Source organism: Rhodococcus sp. R1101, from assembly GCF_000278445.1.
Lineage (GTDB): Bacteria > Actinomycetota > Actinomycetes > Mycobacteriales > Mycobacteriaceae > Rhodococcus > Rhodococcus gordoniae.
On the sequence record NZ_AJVB01000028.1, the window covers coordinates 1 to 20318 of the forward strand.

The 20318-nt window shown below is 68.9% G+C and carries 17 protein-coding genes and 3 pseudogenes; 12 read left to right on the forward strand and 8 right to left on the reverse strand.

Annotated elements, in window-relative coordinates; genetic code table 11:
• Window positions 1–977: pseudogene (locus tag R1101_RS0104200) on the reverse strand (PucR family transcriptional regulator); the annotation flags it as partial.
• A gap of 328 nt (window positions 978–1305) precedes the next feature.
• On the opposite strand from R1101_RS0104200, the gene R1101_RS0104205 reads away from it, so the two are divergent.
• The 8 genes and pseudogenes from R1101_RS0104205 to R1101_RS0104240 all read left to right on the forward strand — a co-directional run bounded on the left by R1101_RS0104205 (window position 1306) and on the right by R1101_RS0104240 (window position 8152).
• On the forward strand, window positions 1306–1755 hold the full coding sequence (locus tag R1101_RS0104205) for a GlcG/HbpS family heme-binding protein (RefSeq protein WP_006552488.1): 450 nt from the start codon (window positions 1306–1308) through the stop codon (window positions 1753–1755).
• A gap of 40 nt (window positions 1756–1795) precedes the next feature.
• A complete protein-coding gene (locus R1101_RS0104210) occupies window positions 1796–2515 on the forward strand; it encodes a TenA family transcriptional regulator (RefSeq protein WP_006552489.1) in 720 nt (239 codons plus the stop codon).
• 84 nt (window positions 2516–2599) lie between these two features.
• The gene (locus R1101_RS0104215) at window positions 2600–2986 is read left to right on the forward strand and encodes a Rieske (2Fe-2S) protein (RefSeq protein ID WP_051017462.1); all 387 of its coding nucleotides are present in this window, start codon (window positions 2600–2602) and stop codon (window positions 2984–2986) included.
• Window positions 2983–4209, forward strand: a complete 1227-nt coding sequence (locus R1101_RS0104220; RefSeq protein ID WP_026002859.1) for an NAD(P)/FAD-dependent oxidoreductase — start codon at window positions 2983–2985, stop codon at window positions 4207–4209. Before R1101_RS0104215 ends, R1101_RS0104220 begins: the two co-directional genes overlap by 4 nt.
• On the forward strand, window positions 4206–5660 hold the full coding sequence (locus R1101_RS0104225) for an aldehyde dehydrogenase family protein (RefSeq protein ID WP_016932243.1): 1455 nt from the start codon (window positions 4206–4208) through the stop codon (window positions 5658–5660). The genes R1101_RS0104220 and R1101_RS0104225 overlap by 4 nt, the downstream gene beginning before the upstream one ends.
• A 37-nt stretch (window positions 5661–5697) precedes the next feature.
• The gene (locus R1101_RS0104230; protein WP_016932244.1) at window positions 5698–6054 is read left to right on the forward strand and encodes a Rieske (2Fe-2S) protein; all 357 of its coding nucleotides are present in this window, start codon (window positions 5698–5700) and stop codon (window positions 6052–6054) included.
• Window positions 6051–7650 (forward strand): annotated as a pseudogene (locus R1101_RS25825) (gamma-glutamyltransferase family protein). Before R1101_RS0104230 ends, R1101_RS25825 begins: the two are co-directional and overlap by 4 nt.
• Before the next feature lie 55 nt (window positions 7651–7705).
• The gene (locus R1101_RS0104240; protein WP_081494026.1) at window positions 7706–8152 is read left to right on the forward strand and encodes a RidA family protein; all 447 of its coding nucleotides are present in this window, start codon (window positions 7706–7708) and stop codon (window positions 8150–8152) included.
• Between the two features lie 99 nt (window positions 8153–8251).
• Here the strand turns inward: R1101_RS0104240 and R1101_RS0104245 are convergent, their stop codons facing one another.
• A complete protein-coding gene (locus tag R1101_RS0104245; RefSeq protein ID WP_016932247.1) occupies window positions 8252–8827 on the reverse strand; it encodes a DUF2231 domain-containing protein in 576 nt (191 codons plus the stop codon).
• A 176-nt stretch (window positions 8828–9003) separates the two neighbouring features.
• On the opposite strand from R1101_RS0104245, the pseudogene R1101_RS25830 reads away from it, so the two are divergent.
• Window positions 9004–9955, forward strand: a pseudogene (locus tag R1101_RS25830) (PDDEXK nuclease domain-containing protein).
• 33 nt (window positions 9956–9988) lie between these two features.
• Here R1101_RS25830 and R1101_RS0104255 read toward each other — a convergent pair.
• Together R1101_RS0104255 and R1101_RS0104260 are read right to left on the reverse strand one after the other, a co-directional pair.
• Window positions 9989–12235 (reverse strand): DNA polymerase III subunit gamma and tau, encoded by a 2247-nt coding sequence (locus R1101_RS0104255; protein WP_026002860.1) that lies wholly within the window; start codon window positions 12233–12235, stop codon window positions 9989–9991.
• Between the two features lie 189 nt (window positions 12236–12424).
• Window positions 12425–13114: a GntR family transcriptional regulator gene (locus R1101_RS0104260; RefSeq protein ID WP_016932250.1), complete on the reverse strand. Its 690-nt coding sequence runs from the start codon at window positions 13112–13114 to the stop codon at window positions 12425–12427.
• Window positions 13115–13240: 126 nt separating this feature from the next.
• On the opposite strand from R1101_RS0104260, the gene R1101_RS0104265 reads away from it, so the two are divergent.
• Genes R1101_RS0104265 through R1101_RS0104275 form a run of 3 tightly spaced genes read left to right on the forward strand, consistent with a single transcriptional unit; the run spans window position 13241 to window position 16146 of the window.
• Window positions 13241–14137, forward strand: a complete 897-nt coding sequence (locus tag R1101_RS0104265; protein WP_016932251.1) for a sulfurtransferase — start codon at window positions 13241–13243, stop codon at window positions 14135–14137.
• Window positions 14138–14194: 57 nt separating this feature from the next.
• Window positions 14195–15040, forward strand: coding sequence for a hydroxyethylthiazole kinase (gene thiM, locus R1101_RS0104270; RefSeq protein WP_016932252.1), 846 nt, complete (start codon window positions 14195–14197; stop codon window positions 15038–15040).
• Window positions 15040–16146, forward strand: coding sequence for an LLM class flavin-dependent oxidoreductase (locus tag R1101_RS0104275; protein ID WP_016932253.1), 1107 nt, complete (start codon window positions 15040–15042; stop codon window positions 16144–16146). Before thiM ends, R1101_RS0104275 begins: the two co-directional genes overlap by 1 nt.
• Before the next feature lie 21 nt (window positions 16147–16167).
• Here R1101_RS0104275 and R1101_RS0104280 read toward each other — a convergent pair whose 3' ends face one another.
• The 4 genes from R1101_RS0104280 to R1101_RS0104295 form a co-directional block, all read right to left on the reverse strand.
• Window positions 16168–16884, reverse strand: coding sequence for a trypsin-like peptidase domain-containing protein (locus R1101_RS0104280; protein ID WP_016932254.1), 717 nt, complete (start codon window positions 16882–16884; stop codon window positions 16168–16170).
• A gap of 56 nt (window positions 16885–16940) precedes the next feature.
• Window positions 16941–17513, reverse strand: coding sequence for an HhH-GPD-type base excision DNA repair protein (locus tag R1101_RS0104285; protein ID WP_026002862.1), 573 nt, complete (start codon window positions 17511–17513; stop codon window positions 16941–16943).
• Window positions 17514–17535: 22 nt separating this feature from the next.
• On the reverse strand, window positions 17536–18966 hold the full coding sequence (locus R1101_RS0104290) for a hypothetical protein (protein WP_016932256.1): 1431 nt from the start codon (window positions 18964–18966) through the stop codon (window positions 17536–17538).
• 299 nt (window positions 18967–19265) lie between these two features.
• A partial coding sequence (locus R1101_RS0104295; protein ID WP_016932257.1) for an aminotransferase class I/II-fold pyridoxal phosphate-dependent enzyme occupies window positions 19266–20318 on the reverse strand: 1053 nt, incomplete at its 5' end.

Sequence of the window (20318 nt, forward strand, 5' to 3'; positions counted from 1 at the left end):
GGGTTCTCCCCGTAGCCGGGCGCGACGAAGACCGCGAACGTCGAGGTGAGGTCGATGTCGTGGTACTCGGCGCGGGCCTGCATGTCGTGCTGGCTGGTGAAGCTGCCGTGCACCAGAGCCTGCACGAAATCGCCGCGGGCCCGTTCCTCGGCCTCGTCGACACTGCGTTGCCGCAGCATCTCCGACCCGATGATCGCCGTCGCCTGTTCGGTGACGACCGCGTGCTGGGCCAGCTCGTGCGGTCCCGGCGACGGCCCCGAGGCGAGAACCACCACCCAGCCCTCGAACCGTTTGCCGAGCCGGATGGTGCTCGCCGTGCACGTCCAGTGCGTGCCTCCGACGACCTCCTCCAGCACGCGGGTGTCGTGGTGCGCGTGACGATCCGCGGCCGTCACCGCCGACAACTTCTCGAGCAGGATCTCCGAGATGTCGTCCGCCCGGCCGGCATCCACGCCATGGAAGGCGACGGCCTGGCCACGCGCGTCGAGCGCGATCGCCGGATGCTGCGCGAGGGCGGAGACCTCCTTGACCAGCAACGTCAGTCCCGCGCCACGGTGCAGCAGACCGGCGAGCGTCGAGTGCACATGCGCGGAATAGCGCATGACGTGCATTTCCTGCATCAGCGACCGCTCGGCGAGCAACCTGTTGAGCGCCGCGAACCCCACGGGCAGGTCGAGTTCGATCACCACCGACCCCGGCGGCCAGGACACTCCGGCGGGCGCCGCGCCGTCGACGACCAGCGCCGCGGCGCCGCGGGCCGCAAGCGCGGACAGAGCGTGCGCGCTGTCGGCGAGCGACTCCGGCCGCATGTACACGGCGACACCGTCGAGATCGTCGAATCGGCCGATGACCTCGCCGAACGGCAGCACCCAGGTGAGCGCCCGGTCGAGATCGGCCTCCCGATCCACGACCCGGGCGCCCGCCATGAGCGGTTCGTCGAGCAGCCCTCGGACTGTCAGACGCGGGCTCGATTCCATGGGGACCTGCTTCCCTCGGGAGCATCTGCGGGCCGCGAGGGGGTGGGCCCGCCGACACCGTGGCGGTGTGCACTTTCTACACCAGTTACCAGAGTCATGGGTCACAGACACATGTGCACTGTGTACACCGAATTACGAAAACGACGGTGATCTTGACCGTCCCCATCGGCGCGCAGCCCTGTTAGAAATGAGCCACGCCGGACACACCGCTTCACCACTCCGGCACCCGCCGACACTTCAGCGACGCGGCATCGGCGGGACGCATCCGGATCCCGACGCGGACCAGGAATCGTCCGACTCTCCGACCCGACCTCGAAAGTGGACACCCATGCATCGAATCCACCGCATCACCCTCGACGACGCACTCCCCCTGCTGGCCGCCGGCCGCGCGAAGGCCGAGGAGATCGGCGTGAAGCAGACCCTGTGTGTCTGCGACGAGAGCGCGAATGTCATTGCTCTGCACCGGCTTCCCGGCGCCCGCTTGACCGGTGTCGAGATCGCCATGGCGAAGGCGTTCACCGCCGCCGGGCACGAGCGCGCCACCCACCTGTTCAACGAGGGCCCCAACGGACCCGCCCTCCCCGGCAACGAGGCGTTCGGCATCAGCCACATGCTCCCCGGGAAGTTCGCGATCTTCGTCGGCGGCTTCCCCCTCGTCTACGACGGGCAGATCGTCGGCGCCGTCGGCATCAGCGGCGGCAACGGCGAGCAGGACAAGGCGGTCGGCGCCGCCATGATCGCCGAATTCGAAGCTCTGACCTCCGCGATCAACGCCTGATCGCATCCCCCGCACGACCTCCTCACCGAAAGGCATCATCATGACCGAACTGCTCGGACGCGACGAATTCCGCGCCGCACTCGAAGACGCCATCAAGGGACGCGAGGCCAAGAACGCCTCGTTCAGCAAGGCGTGGGCCGAGGGCAAGCTCGAAAAGCACCACTTCGCCCGGTGGGCCGAGAACCACTACCACTACGTCGGCCCCTTCGCCGACTACCTGGCGAACATCTACTCCAACACCCCCGATCACTTCACCGACGCCAAGGACTTCACCCTCCAGAACATGTACGAGGAGGAACTGGCCGACATCCGGCACACCGACCTGCTCATCAAGTTCGCCGAGGCGTGCGGCACCACCAAGGAGCGCGTCGAGGATCCGAACAACATGAACGCCGTGACGCGCGGCCTGCAGGCGTGGTGCTACGCGGTGTCCCAGCGCGAACACTTCGTCGTCGCCACCGCAGCGCTGGTCGTCGGCCTCGAATCCCAGGTGCCGAGCATCTACAAGAAGCAGATCGTCCCGCTGCGCGAGGTGTACGGATTCACCGAGGACGAGATCGAGTTCTTCGACCTGCACATCACCTCCGATGTGGTGCACGGTGAGCGCGGCTACCAGATCGTCCTGGACTGCGCCGACACCCCGCAGCTGCAGCAGCGCTGCCTGCAACTCGTCCGCTGGGGAGCGGAGATGCGCTTCTCGTACACGAAGGGCCTGTACGACACGTACGTCGCTCCCGATCTGGAGCTGGCGTCCGCCTGATCCGATGTGCGGGAGCGGAAGCCGCGCGCGGCTTCCGCTCCCGATGTCGCACACGAGCGAAGGAGAAGCATGTCCACCGAAATCATGGGCAGCGGGACCACCGGCACCGATGCCGCAGCGGAGTCCCCGGCCTGGGTCGCCGTCGCCACGGTGAAAGAGGTGACCCGACGCCGCAAACTCCGCGTGGAGGTCGACGGCCTCGCGATCGCACTGTTCCATGCGAACGACCGCATCTACGCCTTCGCCGACCTGTGCATCCACCAGGACCGCTCGCTCGTGAAGGGCACGCTCCTGCACGGCCGGGTCATCTGCCCCGGCCACCAGTGGCGCTTCGATCTCGAGACCGGATACGAAGAGGATCAGGACCTCTGCCAGCCGGTCTATCCCGTCCTCGTGCGCGACGAGACCGTCCTCGTCGACCCCACCCCGCGTCCGGCACCGGCCGCATCCGGAAAGGAGTGCACGGCATGACCGTTCGCACCGTAGTCACCGTGGGCGCCGGCCAGGTCGCCGCCGTCGCCGCACGCACCCTGCGCCGTCGCGGCTTCGACGGGCGGATCGTGCTGCTCGGCGACGAGCAGCACGCCCCCTACCAGCGTCCGCCCCTGTCGAAGGAATTCCTCGCGGGCCGTGAAGGAGTCGACTCCCTCGCGCTGTTGACCCGGAAATGGCTCGACGCCAACGACATCGACATCCGCACGGGCGTGTCGGTGCAGCGCATCGACACCGCGACCCGCACCGTCGAGTTCGACGGCGGCGAGATCGCCGCCGACGCGATCGTCCTCGCGACGGGCGGACGCCCCCGCACCCTCACCACCACCGGATCCCGTCCCGATCTCGTCCACTACCTGCGCACTGTCGACGACGCGACCGCCCTGGCGGCACGCCTGACCCCGGGGTCGAGTCTCGCAATCGTCGGTGGCGGCTTCATCGGACTCGAGATCGCCGCGACGGCACGATCCCTCGGCGTGACGGTGACGGTCCTCGAACAGGCCGAGCATCTGCTCGGAGGCATTCTCGGCGAGCGGGTCGGCCGGCACTGCGCCGATCTGCACCGCCGTAACGGTGTCGACCTGCGCACCGGCACGGGTGTCGCCTCGGTGACCACCTCCGAGAGCGGCGTGCGGATCGAGACCACCACCGGCGGGATCGTCGAGGCCGACGCCGTGGTGGTCGGTATCGGCATCGTGCCCAACACCGGCATCGCCGCGGCGAGCGGACTGACCGTCGACGGTGGGGTCGTGGTCGACGCCACCGGGCGTACCTCGGTCGAGAACATCTACGCGGCAGGCGACGTCGCGAAGCGCTTCTCACCGCGGGAAGGCCGGCACATCCGCGTCGAGCACTTCGACAACGCGAACCGGCAGGCCGCGGTCGTCGCCGACACGATCGTCGGACGGCAGTCGCTCTCCGACGACCCGCACTGGTTCTGGTCGGATCAATACGACACCAACATCCAGTTCGCCGGATCGGCTTCCGGAACAACCGAACTCGTCGTCCGAGGTGATGCCGGCAGCGGAGAGTTCTCCGTCTTCTACCTCGCCGGCGACGTTCTGACCGCCGCCTTCGCGATGGACCGCGGCGAGGACATCATGGCGGCCCGCGAACTCGTCGGACGCCGAGTCGACGCGGCGCTGCTCGCCGACGAGAACACCGATCTGTGGGAGATGTACGAGGAGGTCGAGCCCGCATGACGATCACCGGCCTGAACCACATCGACGGCAACTGGGTACCGGCGGCCTCCGGAGCGGTCTTCGAACGCCGCAACCCCGCCGACGAGACCGATCTGATCGGCACCTTCCCGGATTCCGATATCGTCGACGTCCGCAACGCCGTCGACGCACTCGACAAGGCCGCGCCCGAATGGGCCGCCACCCCGCCGGAACGCCGCGCCGCGATCCTCGAAGCGGCCGCCGACCACCTCGCCGCGCGCTCGGCCGAACTCGTCGACGAACTGATCCGCGAGGAGGGCAAGACCCGCACCGAAGCGTCCATGGAGGTGAGCCGCACCCCCATGAACCTGCGCTTCTACGCGGGTGAAGCGCTGCGCGCCACCGGCGCGACCTTCCCGGCCCCCGGATCCACGACGATCTACACCGTGCGCGAACCGATCGGGATCGTCGGTGCCATCACACCGTGGAACTTCCCGCTCAACATCCCCTCCCGCAAGCTCGGGCCCGCGCTCGCCGCCGGCAACACGGTGCTGTTCAAGCCGTCCGAGATCACCCCGCTGATGGGGCAGCGACTCGTCGAGGCCCTGCTCGCCGGTGGTCTGCCGCCCGGCGCGATCGCACTCGTCCAGGGCGACGGCAAGGCAGGCGCGGCGGTGTCCGGCGACGAGCGGGTCGCGGCCGTGACCTTCACCGGCTCCACCGCGGTCGGACGCGCCATCCACCGCAGCGTCGGCCCCGACCGGCGCGTGCAGCTGGAGATGGGCGGCAAGAACCCCGTCGTCGTGCTGGCCGACGCCGACCTCGACGCCGCAGCCGCACTGATCGTCAAGGGCGCCTTCGGATTGTCGGGCCAGGCGTGCACCGGCACCAGCCGTGTCGTCGCCGTCGACGCGATCCACGACGAGCTGCTCGAGAAGGTCGCCGAACGCACCCGCGCCCTGCGGGTGGGACCGGGTTCGGGTGCCGCCGTCGACCTCGGCCCGCTCGCGAGTCGCGGTCAGCTCGACAAGTTCCTCGAGTACGTCACCATCGGCACGGACGAAGGCGCACGGCTCGTGTGCGGTGGCGCGCGGTGCGACGACGATGCGCTGCGAGACGGATTCTTCGTGCGGCCCACAGTTTTCGCGGACACCGCACCGGGGATGCGCCTGCTCACCGACGAGATCTTCGGACCCGTGCTGGCCTTCCAGCGCGCCGGTTCCTTCGACGAAGCCCTCGCCCTGGCGAACGACACCGCCTTCGGGCTCAGCGCCTCCGTCGTCACCCGGAGCCTCTCGGACGCCCAGCGATTCGTCGCCGGATCGAGGACCGGACTCGTGAAGGTCAACCAGCCCACGACCGGAATGGCCATGAACGCACCGTTCGGCGGTTACAAGCAGTCGAGCACACAGACCTTCAAGGAACAGGCCGGCCCCACGCTCATGCAGTTCTACCAATCCGAGAAGACCGTCTACCTCGCCCCCGACGCCTGACCGGCGAACACCCCTACACATGCCTGGAGGAAAGACCATGGAGTTCAAACGAGTGGCCCGATCCGGGCAGGTGCCCGAAGGCATCGTCCGCCGGTTCTACGCCGACGACTACGAGTTCGCCGTCTCCCGGCTCGACGGCAAGGCATACGCGACATCCAACTACTGCTCGCATCTCGACTGCCTGCTCTCGTCCGGCAAGCTCGTCCAGGACGGCATCGGATGCTCCTGCCACGGAAGCGCATTCGACCTCGAAACCGGTGAGCCGATCTGCCCTCCGGCCACCGAGCCGATCAAGACCTATCCGTGCGAGGAGCGCGACGGGGAGATCTTCGTCGGGATCGACCCCGCCGAGCCGCCGGAAGGACCGCGCCGACGCAGGATGCGGTCGGCATGACCCGGCGCGCTGTGCGACCGGCGACGCTCGCTACCGGGGGCATGGTCGCGTCGAGTCATCCGCTCGCGAGTCGGGCCGGGGTCCGCGTGCTCGAAGACGGTGGTAACGCCGTCGACGCGGCCCTGGCGATGGCGGCGGTCACGTGGCTGACCCTGCCCGGGCAATGCGGCATCGGTGGCGACGCCTTCGCCGTGGTGCGCGAACCGGACGGATCGGTGTGGACGGTCAACGGCAGTGGTTTCGGACCCGACGGCGGCACACCCGATTTCTACCGGGAACGCGGACTCGGCGCGATCCCGCTCGACGGGGCGCTCGCCGTCGCCGTGCCCGGTGCGCCCGCCGCGCTGGCCGCACTGCACCGGCGGGGAGCGAGCAGGTCGCTGCCCGAACTGTGGGCACCGGCCGCCCGTCTCGCCGAGAGCGGCCTGCCCTGCTCGGTGAAGACCCGGACCGATGTGCAGACCGCTCTCCATGCGATCCGCGGCGACGCCGGACTCACCTCGGTGTACACCCCGGGCGACCGTTTCCCGCGCGTCGGCGACATACTGCCGCAACCGGATCTGGCCCGCACCATCCGTGCTCTCGCCGACGATCCGGGATCGTTCTACACCGGCACGCTCGCCGAACGCTGTGTGGCTACGCTGCAGGGGTGCGGAGCACCGTTCACCGGCGACGAATGGCAGGCCGGGGCGACAGTGGACGCGGAAGCACCGCTCACCGCCACCTATGCGGGGCACGTCGTGCACCAGACCCCGCTCCCGACCGCCGGGATGGATGGTGCTGCACCAGGCCGCCCTGTGCGACGGCGCACTCGGCACGCATCCCCTGCTCGGGGCGGCGCCGATCGACCGGATGGCCCGCGCGGCCACCCTCGCCTTCGAGGACAGACTCCGCTGGTGTTCGTCGGACAACGACGGGGTCGCGCGGGTGCTCGACCCCGCGAACATCGCAGCCGGTCGCGCACGGATCGACGAGCGTGCACCGGCGGGGGCGTTCGCGGTCGCCGCCGGGGACACCACGTCGTTCGTCGCCGTGGACGCCGACGGGCGGGCGGTGTCGTTCATCCATTCGCTGGCGTTCACCTTCGGCGCGAAACTCACCGTGCCCGGCACCGGCATCGTGCTCAACAACCGGCTCGGTCGCGGTGCCTACCTGATCGACGGTCACCCCAACGAGGTGGCACCGCGCCGCAAGCCCCTGCACACACTCAACGCGTGGATCGTCACCGACTCGGCGGACGAGCTGCGGCACGTCGGCAACACCCCCGGCGGCGACGGTCAGGTGCAGTGGAACATGCAGTTGCTGTCGCACCTGCTCGATCACGGTCTCGATCCCCAGGAGGCGGTCTCGGCGCCGCGCTTCACCGTCTTCCCCGGATCGGACGCCGACGTGCTCGGCGAACCGACCGCGTTGCGGATCGAAGGCGACATCGCCGACGGTGTGTGCGACGAACTGCGCCGGCTCGGTCACCGGGTGGAGATGCTCGAACCACTGGGCGCCGACGGCAGCGCACAGGTGATCTCGATCGACGACCGCGGAGTGCTGTCCGGCGGCAGCGATCCACGACAGGAGGGGGTGGCGCTCGGTGTCCTCTGACATTGCTCCGCAACGGGCGTCCTCTGACATTGCTCCGCAACGGGCGTCCTCTGACATTGCTCCGCAACGGGCGTCCTCTGGCACTGCTGCTGTCGCACCGCGTCCGCAGGGCCGGTACGTCCCTGCCGTACTGGCCGGCGACACCGTCCGCACGGCGGGCATGACGCCCCGGCGCGACGGCGAACTGATACTCACCGGGCGGGTCGGCGCGGAGGTCACCGTCGACGAGGCACGTGCCGCCGCGGTCGTCGCGGTGGGCAACGCGCTGGCGGCGATCCGTGCGACGCTGCCGGAGGGCACACCGTTCCGGCCGGTCGAGATGGTCGTCTACGTCGCGACCGCGCCCGGGTTCACCGACCTGTCGGTGGTCGCGGACGGCGCGTCGAACGTGATCGAACGCGAACTCGGTGTCGCCGCATTACCGGCACGCACCGCCGTCGGCGTCCACACCCTGCCCGGTGGAGCGCCGCTCGAGATCGCACTGACCGCCGTGTGCGGATAGACGGAGGCCCACAACCGAGAAACGAGGCTCACAACCCCGGTGGTCGACCATCAGGGTTGTGAGCCTCGACTGCGGGTGGTCCACCTCGGCGACGAGCGCTCACCTCTTCGCGCCGATGTCCTCGAGTTCGGCTGCGAGATCGACACTCTCGGACGGTCGCTGCCATCGATACACTCCCCCACCCTGGGCGTAGGAGAGGTGACCGCCGAGCGCGCCGCCGACACTTACGGCGCCGAGACCGACCAGGGTCCACACCGTCCCCGTCCGGTCGTGCCGCGCGCGACGCGCGCGATAGGACGTCGCCATGCAGATCGCCCCGATCGCGTTGGATACAGCATGCACCGCGCCGACCCTGCGCTGGGGAACATCGAGGGTGGAGAAGTCGGCGTATCCGGTGATCACGGTCGGAACGGCCGCGGCCAGTCCGAGGGCGACGAGTTTCCGGGACGCGTCCCGCTGGCCGGGCAGCGCATCCAATACGGCCGCGGAGATCCACGATCCGATCGGGACGGTGACGAGGAGGGGATGGACGGGGTGTCCGAGCCAGGAACCTCGGAGCAGGTCGTCGACGACGGAACCGTCGAGGACTCGCCGTATGCGCTGCGCGACGCGCTCGGCGGGCCGATCCACAGCGTCGAAGGATTCGACGGCGCGCAGGAGTTCGTGCAGGTTCATGATGGGGCGATACCCGTCGGCAGCAGATACGAATCGCCGGGTGACCGCGATGCGACGGCACCCTTCGATCGCTGACCATGACGAGGGCGGCATTCGTATTTCTGTCGTATCCCGAGGGCACCATGTGGCCGTGACCGAAAAAGACCGTCGGGCTTCCCGAGGACTATCCGCAATTCCTGGACGAACTCGAAGCACAGGTTCGTCGAGCGCGTCTACGGGCTACACGCGCCGCGAATACCGAACTGCTGATCCTGTATTGGACGCTCGGGCACTCCCTTCTCGAGCGTCAACATGTACACGGCTGGGGATCGAAGGTCGTCGACCAACTGGCCAGGGACCTGCGCTCCGAGTTTCCACACATGCGCGGTCTCTCGCGCCGCAATCTCTTCTACATGCGGTCCTTCTCGACAAGCTCGACAATCGAGAGCTTCGCGACTGGTACGCAGCTCGCGCAGCAGAACACGGGTGGTCGCGTCACGTTCTGACCATCAGATCGCCGGGCAGTTACATCGCCGTGTAGGTGCCGCACCGTCGAATTTTCCGGACCATTTTTCTCCACAGGACTCCGACCTCGCACAGCAACTCGTCCGCGACCCGTACATCTTCGATTTCCTCGATCTCGACGAGCGGGCCGCGGAACGAGAACTCGAAGCGGCACTGATGACACGCCTCGAACAGGTACTCCTCGAACTGGGGCACGGGTTCGCGTTCGTCGGCCGCCAGTACCACTTCACCGTCGACCACGACGACTTCTACATCGACCTGCTCTTCTTCAACTGGATTCAGTCGCGCTTCGTGGTGGTCGAGCTGAAGATCGGCCGGTTCGAGCTCGAATACGCCGGCAAACTCGGTTTCTACGTCTCCTGGGTGGACGAGAACCTGCGAGTCGCGGACCGGCACGCACCGACCATCGGGATCCTGCTGTGCGCGGGGCGCAACGACAACGTCGTGCGCTATTCGCTCGCGGGCACGACCGCTCCCTTGGCGGTTGCGAACTACACCTACGACACCCTGCCCGAACCCATCCGCGAACTCGTGCCTACCGACAGCGAGCTCGCCGACGCGGTCGATGCGACCTGGGACGAGCTCACGCCGGACCGCACCGACGGAGACGATCCGCAGAGCTGACACCGTTCGTCGGCAGCTCCGGACGCGGTACGACTATTTCTCGTCGAGCGGCTTCGCTCCCAGTACGTCCTTGAGCAGTTCGATGGCGACTTCCTCGGGATCGCGGCGCGTCGACGGATCGCCGGGTGTGGCGGCCTCGGCGAACATCTCCTCGACGTCCGCCTCCGTCATCTGTGACGGGTCGGGCGGCGGCGCGTCGTAGCCCGGCCCCGGATCGTCGGGGAGATCGGGGGCTTCGGGCGGCGGGATGTCGTCGACGTTCTCGACGGACGGACGTGTGAAAGTCGGGGCTGCGGAAGCGGTGGCCACCGGCCGCTGCGGTGCGGCGGGGGCTTCGGCGGGCGCAGCCGGCGCGGCGTTCTTCGCCTGACTCGGCCGGGAGAAACGGGGCTGACCTGCGGGGCGCGAATTCTTCTCGGGCACCTGCGTTCTGACGGGCGCCTCCGCAGCCGAGCCGTGTACGCAGGTGACCTCGAACTCGCCACCGAAGACCTCGTGCAGCGCATCGGCGATGACTGCAGCGTTGCGCGGGTCGGCGAGTCGCTTCGCGAGCGGAGCGGAGTCGTGCACGAGCACGACGCGCGTGCCGTCGACCGAGCGCACGGTGGCGCCCGACAGCATCACCTCGACGGTGCGGCTCCGTTCGCGGACCTTCGCGCGCACCTCCGACCACACGCCCCGCATCTGGGCTGCATCGGGACCGCTTGTCGCGCGGGCAGGTTCGGGTTCGGGTTCGGGAGCAACCGGCTCCTCGATCTCGGGTGCAGGCGCGGGCGCGGGCGACGGAATCTCCTGCCCGACACCCTCGTCGGGCACACTCTGCGGCTGCGGCACCTCCGGAACGACGGGAGGCGGCACCGCAGCGGGAGGCGGCGTCGGGGCAGATACCGACTGGGCCGGTTCAGGCTGCATCGGTGCCTGCGGGGCGGGTGCCTGCTGGACAGGGGTCTGCTGGCCAGAGGCTTCCGGTTGCGGCCGAGCGGCCTCGCGAGGCGGCGCAGCAGGCGGCACCTCGCTCGCCCGGCGCTGGGAGGGCCGCTGGAAACGCGCTGCGGGCTCGTCGGGCGAGAGGGGCGGTGTGGCAGGGGCGGACACGGGCCTCGGTGCAGCATCTCCGGCCGGAGCCGCGACGATACCCTGTTCGAGACGTTCGAGCCGTTGCAGCACAGCGGTTTCCGCATCGGATGCCGCGGGGAGCAGCATGCGCGCACACATCACCTCGAGCAGCAGTCGCGGCGACGTCGCCCCACGCATCTCGCCGAGCCCGGCGTGCACGATCTCGGCGTAGCGCGTGAGGGTGGCCGGACCCAGACGGGTCGCTTCGTCGCGCATCCGCTCGAGGACGTCGCCGGGTGCGTCGACGAGCCCACGCTCGGCAGCATCGGGCACCGACTTCATGAGAATGAGGTCGCGGAGGCGTTCGAGCAGGTCGACGGCGAAGCGACGCGGGTCGTGTCCGGCGTCCATGACCTTCTCGACGGTGCCGAACAGCCCCGCGCCGTCACCGGCCGCGAGCGAATCGACGGCCTCGTCGATGAGCGCGACGTCGGTGACGCCGAGCAGCGACAGGGCGCGGTCGTAGGTGACGCCTTCGGGTCCGGCGCCGGCGAGGAGCTGGTCCATCACCGACAGCGAGTCGCGGGGGGATCCGCCGCCGGCGCGGATGACCAGTGGGTAGACCGCATCCTCGACCGGAATGTTCTCCTGGCCGCAGATCTGTTCGAGCAGCCCCCGCATCGCGGTGGGGGCGAGCAGCCGGAACGGGTAGTGGTGCGTGCGCGACCGGATGGTCGGCAGCACCTTCTCGGGCTCGGTGGTCGCGAAGACGAAGATCAAGTGCTCCGGCGGCTCTTCCACGATCTTGAGCAGGGCATTGAAGCCCTGCGTGGTGACCATGTGCGCCTCGTCGATGATGAAGATGCGGTAGCGCGACTCGGCGGGAGCGTAGAAGGCGCGGTCGCGGAGTTCGCGGGTGTCGTCGACACCGCCGTGGCTCGCGGCATCGAGTTCGGTGACGTCGAGATTGCCGCCGCCACCCGGCCCGAGCGACACGCACGACCGGCACGTACCGCAGGGCGTCGAGGTGGGGCCCGTCTCGCAGTTGAGCGAGCGGGCAAGGATACGGGCCGAGGACGTCTTGCCGCATCCACGAGGACCCGAGAACAGGTAGGCGTGGTTGATGCGGCCTGTGTCGAGCGCCGTGCTGATGGGCACGGTGACGTGCTCCTGCCCCACCACCTCCGCGAAGGTCGCAGGTCGATACTTCCGGTACAGAGCCACGCGCCGAGCGTACCGGCGGCGGCCGACACGCACGGAGGTCGGTCCGCCGCCATCTGTGGCCGAGACCACTCCTGCGTCGGGCGCATACCGAGATCCATCGCGCCCGACGCCCCGGCCCGGGCACGATCCACCCTACGATCCCCGAACTCGAGGACGAAGGACTCGCCACGGTCGAGAAGGAGGGCGGGCTCAGCCGCGAGCGAAGAGGCGGATGCGCTGCTCGCGGCTGCGCTCGAGATGAGCACGCATGTGCTCGCGGGCCGCGGACTCGTTCCGCGCCCGCAACGCGCCGAGGATCTGCGCGTGCTCCCGGTTGAGCAGATCGGGTTCGCCGTAGTTGGACGGCGGCCCGGAGTCGTAGATCCGCAGCTGGGTGGTCAGTCGCACGAGCAACGTCGTGATCGTCGTGTTGTGCGCGGCCTGCCACAGCGCCTCGTGGAACCGGAAGTTCCCGATGCGCACCGCGGCATCGTCGGTGGCGGAGCAGCACGAATCGTGCAGCCGCTCGAGCCGGGCCATGTCGAGATCGGTGTGCCGGACCGCCGCGGCTCCGGCCGCCTCGGATTCGAGCGCGACGCGCGCCGCATAGATCTCGATGACGTCCTCGGGAGTACCGGAACGCACCCGGAAGCCGCGGCTCGCCCGTTCGAGCAGACCGTCGTGCGCGAGCCAGTTGAGCGCCTCGCGGATGGGGGTGCGGGAGGCCCCGTAGGTCTCGCTGAGCTGGGTCTCGTGCAGAGCGGCGCCGCGCGGGAACTTCCCGGCGAGGATGTCCGAGCGCAGGCGCAGGTACTGCCTGGAGGTCTGGTCGTCGCGCCCGGTGGGCGGTTCGACGAGAAGCGAGCTCTCCAGCTCGGCCGTCGCGTCCTGCTCGGTCATCTACACCCTCCGTAGGCATGCCGGTTACGTGCGCCGATTATGCCACCGTCAACGCGTGAATACTTGCGTATACGCTATTCGTCGTTTAGCGTCGGTCGGGGCGAACACGACGAGAGGACCGAACGCGTGACCGAGGCGAGTTTTCGAGACGAACAGGTGCTGATCAGCGCCGACGAGCTCTCGAACGATCCCGGTGCATACACCGTCCTGCACGCCACGGTCACCTTTCCGAAGCCCCGATTCGACGGCGACTACCGGCCGGAATCCGGCTACGCGACCTGGCGCGCCGCACACATCCCCGGGTCTCTGCACGCCGACCTGCTCGGTGGATTCAGCGCCCCGGACCCCGACCTGCACTTCACCCGTCCCACTCCGGACGCCCTCGCGGCAGCCCTGGCCGAACTCGGCGTGGCCCCCGAGGCCGACCTCGTCGTCTACGACGACGGCGGCATGACCTGGGCGTCCCGGCTGTGGTGGATGCTGCGCAACATCGGCGTCTCCGCCCGCGTCCTCGACGGTGGCTTCGCCCGCTGGACCGCACTCGACCTGCCCGTGGAGGCCGGCGACGCCGCCGAACGCCACCCCGCCACGCCTCGGACCGCGCGGCCCGACCGCGGCCTGTGGCTCGACCGCGACGACGTGCTCGCCGTGGTGTCCGGCGACGCACCGGGCACCCTCGTCTGCGCACTCGACGCCGCGCAGTTCGCGGGCACCGCCACCACCCGTTACGCACGCCGCGGGCACATCGACGGGAGCCGGAACCTGCCGGCCAAGAGCCTGCTCACCGACGGGATCCTGCGGAGCACCGATCGGATCGGCGAGCTCACCGAGCAGGTGCTCACCGATACCTCCCCGCCGCTGATCCTGTACTGCGGTGGCGGCGTCTCGGCCTGCCTGCTGGCGCTCGCCCTGGTACGGACGGGACACGACGACGTCGCCGTCTACGACGGCTCGCTCGAGGAGTGGACGGCCGACCCCGCCCTCCCCATGCGGACACTCGGAGAAGAGAAGGGCGGCGCATGATGCGATGTCCGCGATCCTGACCGCTTCGTCCTCTCCCCTCCCCCGACAGGATCTTCCGTGACCACGATCCCCACCATCGACGATCTCGCCGCCACCCTCGACGCTCTGCGCGCGCGGACCCCACTCGTGCACTCGCTGACCAACATCGTTTCGGCCAACTTCCTCACCAACGTGCTGCTCGCCGCGGGCGCCAGCAACGCGCACATCGACAATGCCCATGAGGCAGGCGATTTCGCACGCATCGCCGGTGGAGTGCTCGTCAACCTCGGCACGCCCTTCGACGAGACCTCGGTGGCCTTCACCCGCGCGGCCGAGGCCGCGCACGAGGCCGGCACACCCTGGGTCCTCGACCCCGTCGGTGTGGGCGGACTCGCGTGGCGCACCTCGCTCGCCGCCGACCTGCTGAAGTTCCGTCCCACCGCGATCCGCGGCAACGCCTCCGAGATCATCGCGCTGGCCGGTCTGGGTGGCGACACGCGCGGCGTCGACAGCGCCGACGAGGCCGCTGCCGCCGTGCCCGCCGCCCTGACCCTGCTCGATCGCGCCGACGCCGTGTCGGCCTCCGGCCCCGTCGACCATCTCGTCGGCCGCGACCGCGAAGGCTCGATCGTCGGGCTACGCATCGCCGGTGGCAGCGCGATGCTGCCGCGCGTGACCTCCACGGGATGCTCTCTCGGTGGTCTCGTCGCCGCCTACCTCGCGGTCGCGGAGACCCCGCTCGCGGGCCTCGCCGCAGCACACACGCACGTCGCGGTGGCTTCCGAGATCGCCGAGGAGAACTCCACCGGCCCGGGCTCGTTCGCCGTCGCCTACCTCGACGCCCTGTTCACCGTGGACGCCGACACGGTGCGCGCCCGCGCCCGCGTCGAGCCGTTCGAACTCCCCTCGAAGGACACGAAGTAATGCCTGTCAAGACCTTCTGGTATCTCACCCAGGCCGACGGCGACTACCCCTGGAGCCCCGGCGGGTTGTACCCGGTGGACGGGCAGCGGCAGATCGAACTCGCGAAGACCATCGACGACGGCGGCTTCGAGGGCGCGCTCGTCGCCACCTGGCCGAACGATCCGTTCATCTCGGCGACGTGGGCGGCCGCGCACACCAGCCGGATGAAGTTCCTCGTCGCGATCTACGCGAACATGATGCCCGCGCGACTGCTCGCCGAGAAGGCCCTGACCTTCGACGCGTTCAGCGGTGGCCGTCTGATGATCAACTCGGTCAACGGCCGGGAGAACATCCTCACCAAGTACGACATGAACGTCGAGCACGACCGGCGGTACGAGCTCGGCGAGAAGTACTGGGACGAATTCCGCCGGATCTACGCCGAAGGCACCGAGTCGAACTTCCCGAACACCCCGTTGCGCATCGACGCGCCGGCCGACCGTGCGGTGCCGCTGTGGGGCACGGGCGACTCCCCCGCCGGCCTGCAGAACGCCGGCAAGATCCTCGACGCCTACCTGATCATGCTGCGCGAGACCTCGTTCGTCACGCAGAAGTTCACCGCTGCCCGCGAATCCGCTGCTGCGGAGGGACGCGAGTACACCGACTTCGGCGCGCTGTCCGGCGTGATCGTGCGCCCGAACCGGGACGAAGCGCTCGAGCGGTTCCGGTCGCTGTTCGAGAAGGCCGGCATCGAGCGGATCCAGGACGTGCTCGGCAAGGCGGTCCGCCGCCGCACCCACGGCAAGCAGGATCTGAAGACCTTCACCGCGCGCGACGCGCAGCGGCAGGGCTGGGTCGACTCCATCAACGCCGGCAGGCTCCCCGAACCTGAGGACCTGTATCTCGGCGACGGCCTCTACGCGGGCATCACCGCGTGGTCACCGCTGGACATCTTCGCCACGGGTTCGTCGGCGGTCTACTACGTCGGCGACCCGGACGAGATCACCGGCCACGTACGCACCCTGTGCGACGCGACCGGACCGACCTCCCTGATCCTCGCCGGATGGCCACTCATCGACGAAGCGAAGAACGTTGCGGAGCACCTGATTCCACGCTTCAACGAACTCTGACAGTAACGCCGGCGGGATCGGTCAGGGGGTGTCGACGAGACGGAACCCCGACCCGATCCCGTCGCGCGCGTCGATCTCGGCGAGGATCCGGTCGGCCCGCTGGTAGGCGGCGAATCTCGTATCGGGAACCTGCCGGTCGTCGGAGACCCGGGTCTGCGGGAGCCGGTATCCCACGGACAGTCCCAGCCACTCACCCGTCTCGGCACGTACGAGCGGACCCCCGGAGTCGCCCGGTCGCATGAGCAACGGCGACGACATCAGGTTCTCGTCCACCCGCACCTCGCCGGTCGCGCAGGCCACCGACGTGCTTCGCCCTGCCGCGCAGTGTGTCCCGACCGGCAGCTCGCCCTCGTCGAACGCCGCCACCGACTCGAGCACCACACGTTCTCCGCGGTCGTTCGGCGCCGACGTGTTCGACCCCCGTACGCGGGTCTCGTCGAGGACGACCACCGCGTAATCGGCGATCTCGTCGGTGGGGAATCCGAGCGGATCGATCGAACCCGTACTCGCGACATCCGTTTCGGCACCGATGGCACCTCGATGCTGTTCGTCGACCTTCCAGATCGACGACGATCCCGTTCGATGGCAGTGCCCCGCCGTGATGGCGACCAGACGACCCGCGTCGTCGTGCCCGACCGCCGCGACCGAACACCAGCCCGGTGTCGGCTCCGGCGAGAACGAGATCCCGTCGCCGGGCCGGAGGACGACCCGGTCGTCTCCCCCGCCCGCCGAAGCCACGCCCGCAGCTCCGGAAGCGAATGCGGCAGCGGCACAACACACTGCGAATGCGCGTCTCACGACTTCTTCGCAGCCTTCATCGACTTCTTGAACTCGCGCACCTCACGCAACGACTGCTCGTCGACGACGTCGGCGATCGACCGGCGCGCGCCTTCGTGCCCGTAGTCGCCGGCAGCTTCCCGCCACCCTTCGGGTCGCACGCCGATCTGCTTGCCGAGCAGTGCCAGGAAGATGCGTGCCTTCTGGTCGCCGTAACCCGGCAGCTTCTTCAGCCTCCGCAGAACTTCCTTGCCGTCCGGGTGGCCGGACGTCCACAATGCTGCGGCGTCGCCGTCGTAGTCCTCGACGATCGCCGCGCACAGCGCCTGGATCCGCTGACCCATGGACGTGGGGAACCGGTGTACGGCCGGTTGCTGCGCACACACCGCGACGAACTCGTCGGGATCCGCCGACGCGATGCGGTGCACGTCGAGACCACCGAGACGGTCGGCGAGCTTCTTCGGTCCCGCGAACGCGACCTCCATCGGCACCTGCTGGTCGAGCAGCATGCCGATGAGAAGGGCCAGCGGGTCCTCGGCCAGCAGTGCGTCGGCGTCGGGATCTCCGACCAGGTTCAGCGTCGATGACATGACGACGATCATGCCCTGCGCGTCAGGGCCGGCGCCACACGACCACCGCGATCACGATGCCCAGCGTGAGGGCGATCGACGTGGTCAGCGCGTGCAACCAGTGCGGGAAGAGAGTCGGTTGCGACGTTGCCGGAACGGCGGCCAGCGCAGCGAACAACGCCACGACGGCGATGACCGACGCAGCCGCGGACCACCCCTGGGCGAGGCGGGTGTGCCTCGCCCCGCGCAGCTCCGCACTGTGCAGCAACGCGTGCTCGACGACTTCCACGATCTCGGACAGTTCCGCGTCGAGTTCCGCCATCTCGGCGGCGACCCGGCCGGCTATGAGGGAGCGCAGCTGGGTGGAGTGCGTCCACGAGTGGAACCGGTCGTCGTGGAGCGATTCCTTGCGCAGGAGAAGGCGGTCCATCCGGCGGGCCTGCATGATCGCGATGTCGTCGAGAACGGTGGCCAGCTTATCCCCGCGGAGCCCGTCGGGGTGGCGCAGACGGTCCATGATCGTCCAGTAGTCGGCCGAGGCCCGCGCTCGCGCCGCCACCCACGGGATGAGCCCGTAGATCATCTCGCGGGTGCCGTGCCCGACATAGTCGCTGCCGAGGGAGGTGGCCTCGAGGTCGAACAGCACCGCACCGGAATCCTCCCGCACCGCGAGAGCGGCGCCCGGCTGCACGGGCCGGTCCACCAGCGGCACGCGGTCCCATCCCCACAGCACACCCCAGGACCGTGCCGCGGCGCGGGCCTCCGGACCGATACGCGGTCCGTCGACGAGAGAACGGACGCGCTCGCCACCGCTGGAGAGCACTTCCACGACCATCCCCTCGACGACCTCCCGATCACCTACCCCCCGGTGGCGGTGGACGACGAGTTCGTGGAGGGGACGGAATGTCGTCGGCGCGCACAACCGCCTGTTCAGGCCCGGGAACACATCGTTCAGGCAGTCGTCGGCCGTCAGCTCGAAGGGTGCGAGGAACTCGCCGAGCACGGGACGCAGACCGGCTCCGTCGCGGTCCTGCAGCGGGTCGCTCCGCCAGTCGATCAGCGGGGAGCCGTTGTCCGTCAGCGATTCCAGCGCCAGCACGAGGCCGTGACCCGGGACGTCCCACAGCGACACGCACGTCGCGGGGTGCCCCACATACGGCCGGGTCGCATCCGGGGCCTCCCGCAGCGAACCCGTCGACGCGCCGAACGAGACGGCCGGCCGTGCCGGGTCGACGATGTGCCGGAAGGCGAGCAGGCACGGAGGACGCACACCGTGGTCGGTATCGGGGTGATCGGCGATGCGTGCGGGAAGGAAGGGCTCCATCTTCTCGACGGGCGGAACTCGCGGCGGCGTCTCGGGCGCCGCCTCGATGTCGAGCGCCAGGAGGAACACCTTCAGTACGCCGACACACCCCGTGACAGATCCGACGGCCGATACGCCGACTCCGGAATCCACGAGCGCGCGGTTTTCCATCACACTCACCACTTCCGAACCCGCCGCACGGTATGCGGCGACCCTGACCCGCGAGTATGTCAGGTCGGGAGGGGAAAGCAAGTCGGTGTGACGCCGGGTCCCGAAAACGCTCCGAACAGGGCGGCTCGGGGTTGTCCACCGCCCATCCACGTGTTGTCCACAACTTTATCCACAGGCTGGGAACAAACTCACAGACTCTGCAACCGGGGAGGTACGCAACACAGAAAAGAGGCTCGCAACACCGGCAGTCACTGCTGGTGTTGCGAGCCTCGTCCTCGCGTTGCGTGCCTGTCGGCGCACTACTTACCGGCGAGCGCCTTCTCCGCTGCGGCGAGCAGCACGCAAGTCGCGACACCGTCCATGGCCTTCTCCAGCTCACCGAGCGAAGGGAAGCTCGGGGCGAGACGGATGTTCTTGTTCTCGGGGTCCTTCTTGTACGGGAACGCCGAACCGGCACCCGTCAGCGCGATCCCCGCTTCCTTCGCCAGGGCGATGACACGGGCTGCCGTGCCCTCGACGACGTCGAGGCTGATGAAGTATCCACCCTCGGGCTCGGTCCACGACGCGACCTTCGACGCACCCAGGCGTTCCTCGAGGACGCGGCGGACCAGCGCGAACTTCGGCGCGAGGATCTCGCGGTGCTTCGCCATGTGGGCGCGCACACCCTCGGCGTCGCGGAAGAAGCGCAGGTGGCGCAGCTGGTTGACTTTGTCGGGGCCGATGGACTTGATGCCCAGGTACTTCTGGTACCAGGCGAGGTTCTCGGTGGAGCTGCCGAAGAAACTCACGCCTGCGCCGGCGAAGGTGATCTTCGAGGTGGACGCCAGCGCGAACACACGGTTGGGGTGACCGGCCTGCGCGGCCAGACCGAGAATGTCGATCGCGGGCGCGAGGTGCTCGGTGAGCGGGTGCACCGCGTAGGCGTTGTCCCAGAAGATCCGGAAGTCGGGAGCGGCCGTCGGCATCGACACCAGCTCGCGGGCGACCTCCTCGGAGTACACCGCTCCGGTCGGATTCGAGTAGGTGGGCACCGTCCACATGCCCTTGATCTGCGGATCGTTCGCGACGAGATCGGCGACGAACCGCACGTCGGGGCCGTCCTCGCGCAGCGGCACGGGGATCATCTCGATGCCGAGCGACTCGGTGATCGCGAAGTGCCGGTCGTAGCCGGGTGCCGGGCACAGGAACTTGACGACCGGCTCCTGCGACCACGGGCGCGGCGAGTCGACCGTGCCGTGCAGCAACGACCAGACAACGAGATCGTGCATGATCTCGAGGCTCGCGTTGTTGCCCGCGATGAGGTTCTCGGCGGGAATGTTCAGCAACTCGGCGAAGATCGCGCGAAGCTCGGG

Bases quoted from the DNA above. Each gene is read 5' to 3' on its own strand.
- R1101_RS0104205 (WP_006552488.1), top strand. From the start codon at position 1,306: ATGCATCGAATCCACCGCATCACCCTCGACGACGCACTCCCCCTGCTG.
- R1101_RS0104210 (WP_006552489.1), top strand. From the start codon at position 1,796: ATGACCGAACTGCTCGGACGCGACGAATTCCGCGCCGCACTCGAAGAC.
- R1101_RS0104215 (WP_051017462.1), top strand. From the start codon at position 2,600: ATGGGCAGCGGGACCACCGGCACCGATGCCGCAGCGGAGTCCCCGGCC.
- R1101_RS0104220 (WP_026002859.1), top strand. From the start codon at position 2,983: ATGACCGTTCGCACCGTAGTCACCGTGGGCGCCGGCCAGGTCGCCGCC.
- R1101_RS0104225 (WP_016932243.1), top strand. From the start codon at position 4,206: ATGACGATCACCGGCCTGAACCACATCGACGGCAACTGGGTACCGGCG.
- R1101_RS0104230 (WP_016932244.1), top strand. From the start codon at position 5,698: ATGGAGTTCAAACGAGTGGCCCGATCCGGGCAGGTGCCCGAAGGCATC.
- R1101_RS0104245 (WP_016932247.1), bottom strand. From the start codon at position 8,827: ATGAACCTGCACGAACTCCTGCGCGCCGTCGAATCCTTCGACGCTGTG.
- R1101_RS0104260 (WP_016932250.1), bottom strand. From the start codon at position 13,114: ATGACCGAGCAGGACGCGACGGCCGAGCTGGAGAGCTCGCTTCTCGTC.
- R1101_RS0104275 (WP_016932253.1), top strand. From the start codon at position 15,040: ATGCCTGTCAAGACCTTCTGGTATCTCACCCAGGCCGACGGCGACTAC.
- R1101_RS0104285 (WP_026002862.1), bottom strand. From the start codon at position 17,513: ATGTCATCGACGCTGAACCTGGTCGGAGATCCCGACGCCGACGCACTG.
- R1101_RS0104290 (WP_016932256.1), bottom strand. From the start codon at position 18,966: ATGGAAAACCGCGCGCTCGTGGATTCCGGAGTCGGCGTATCGGCCGTC.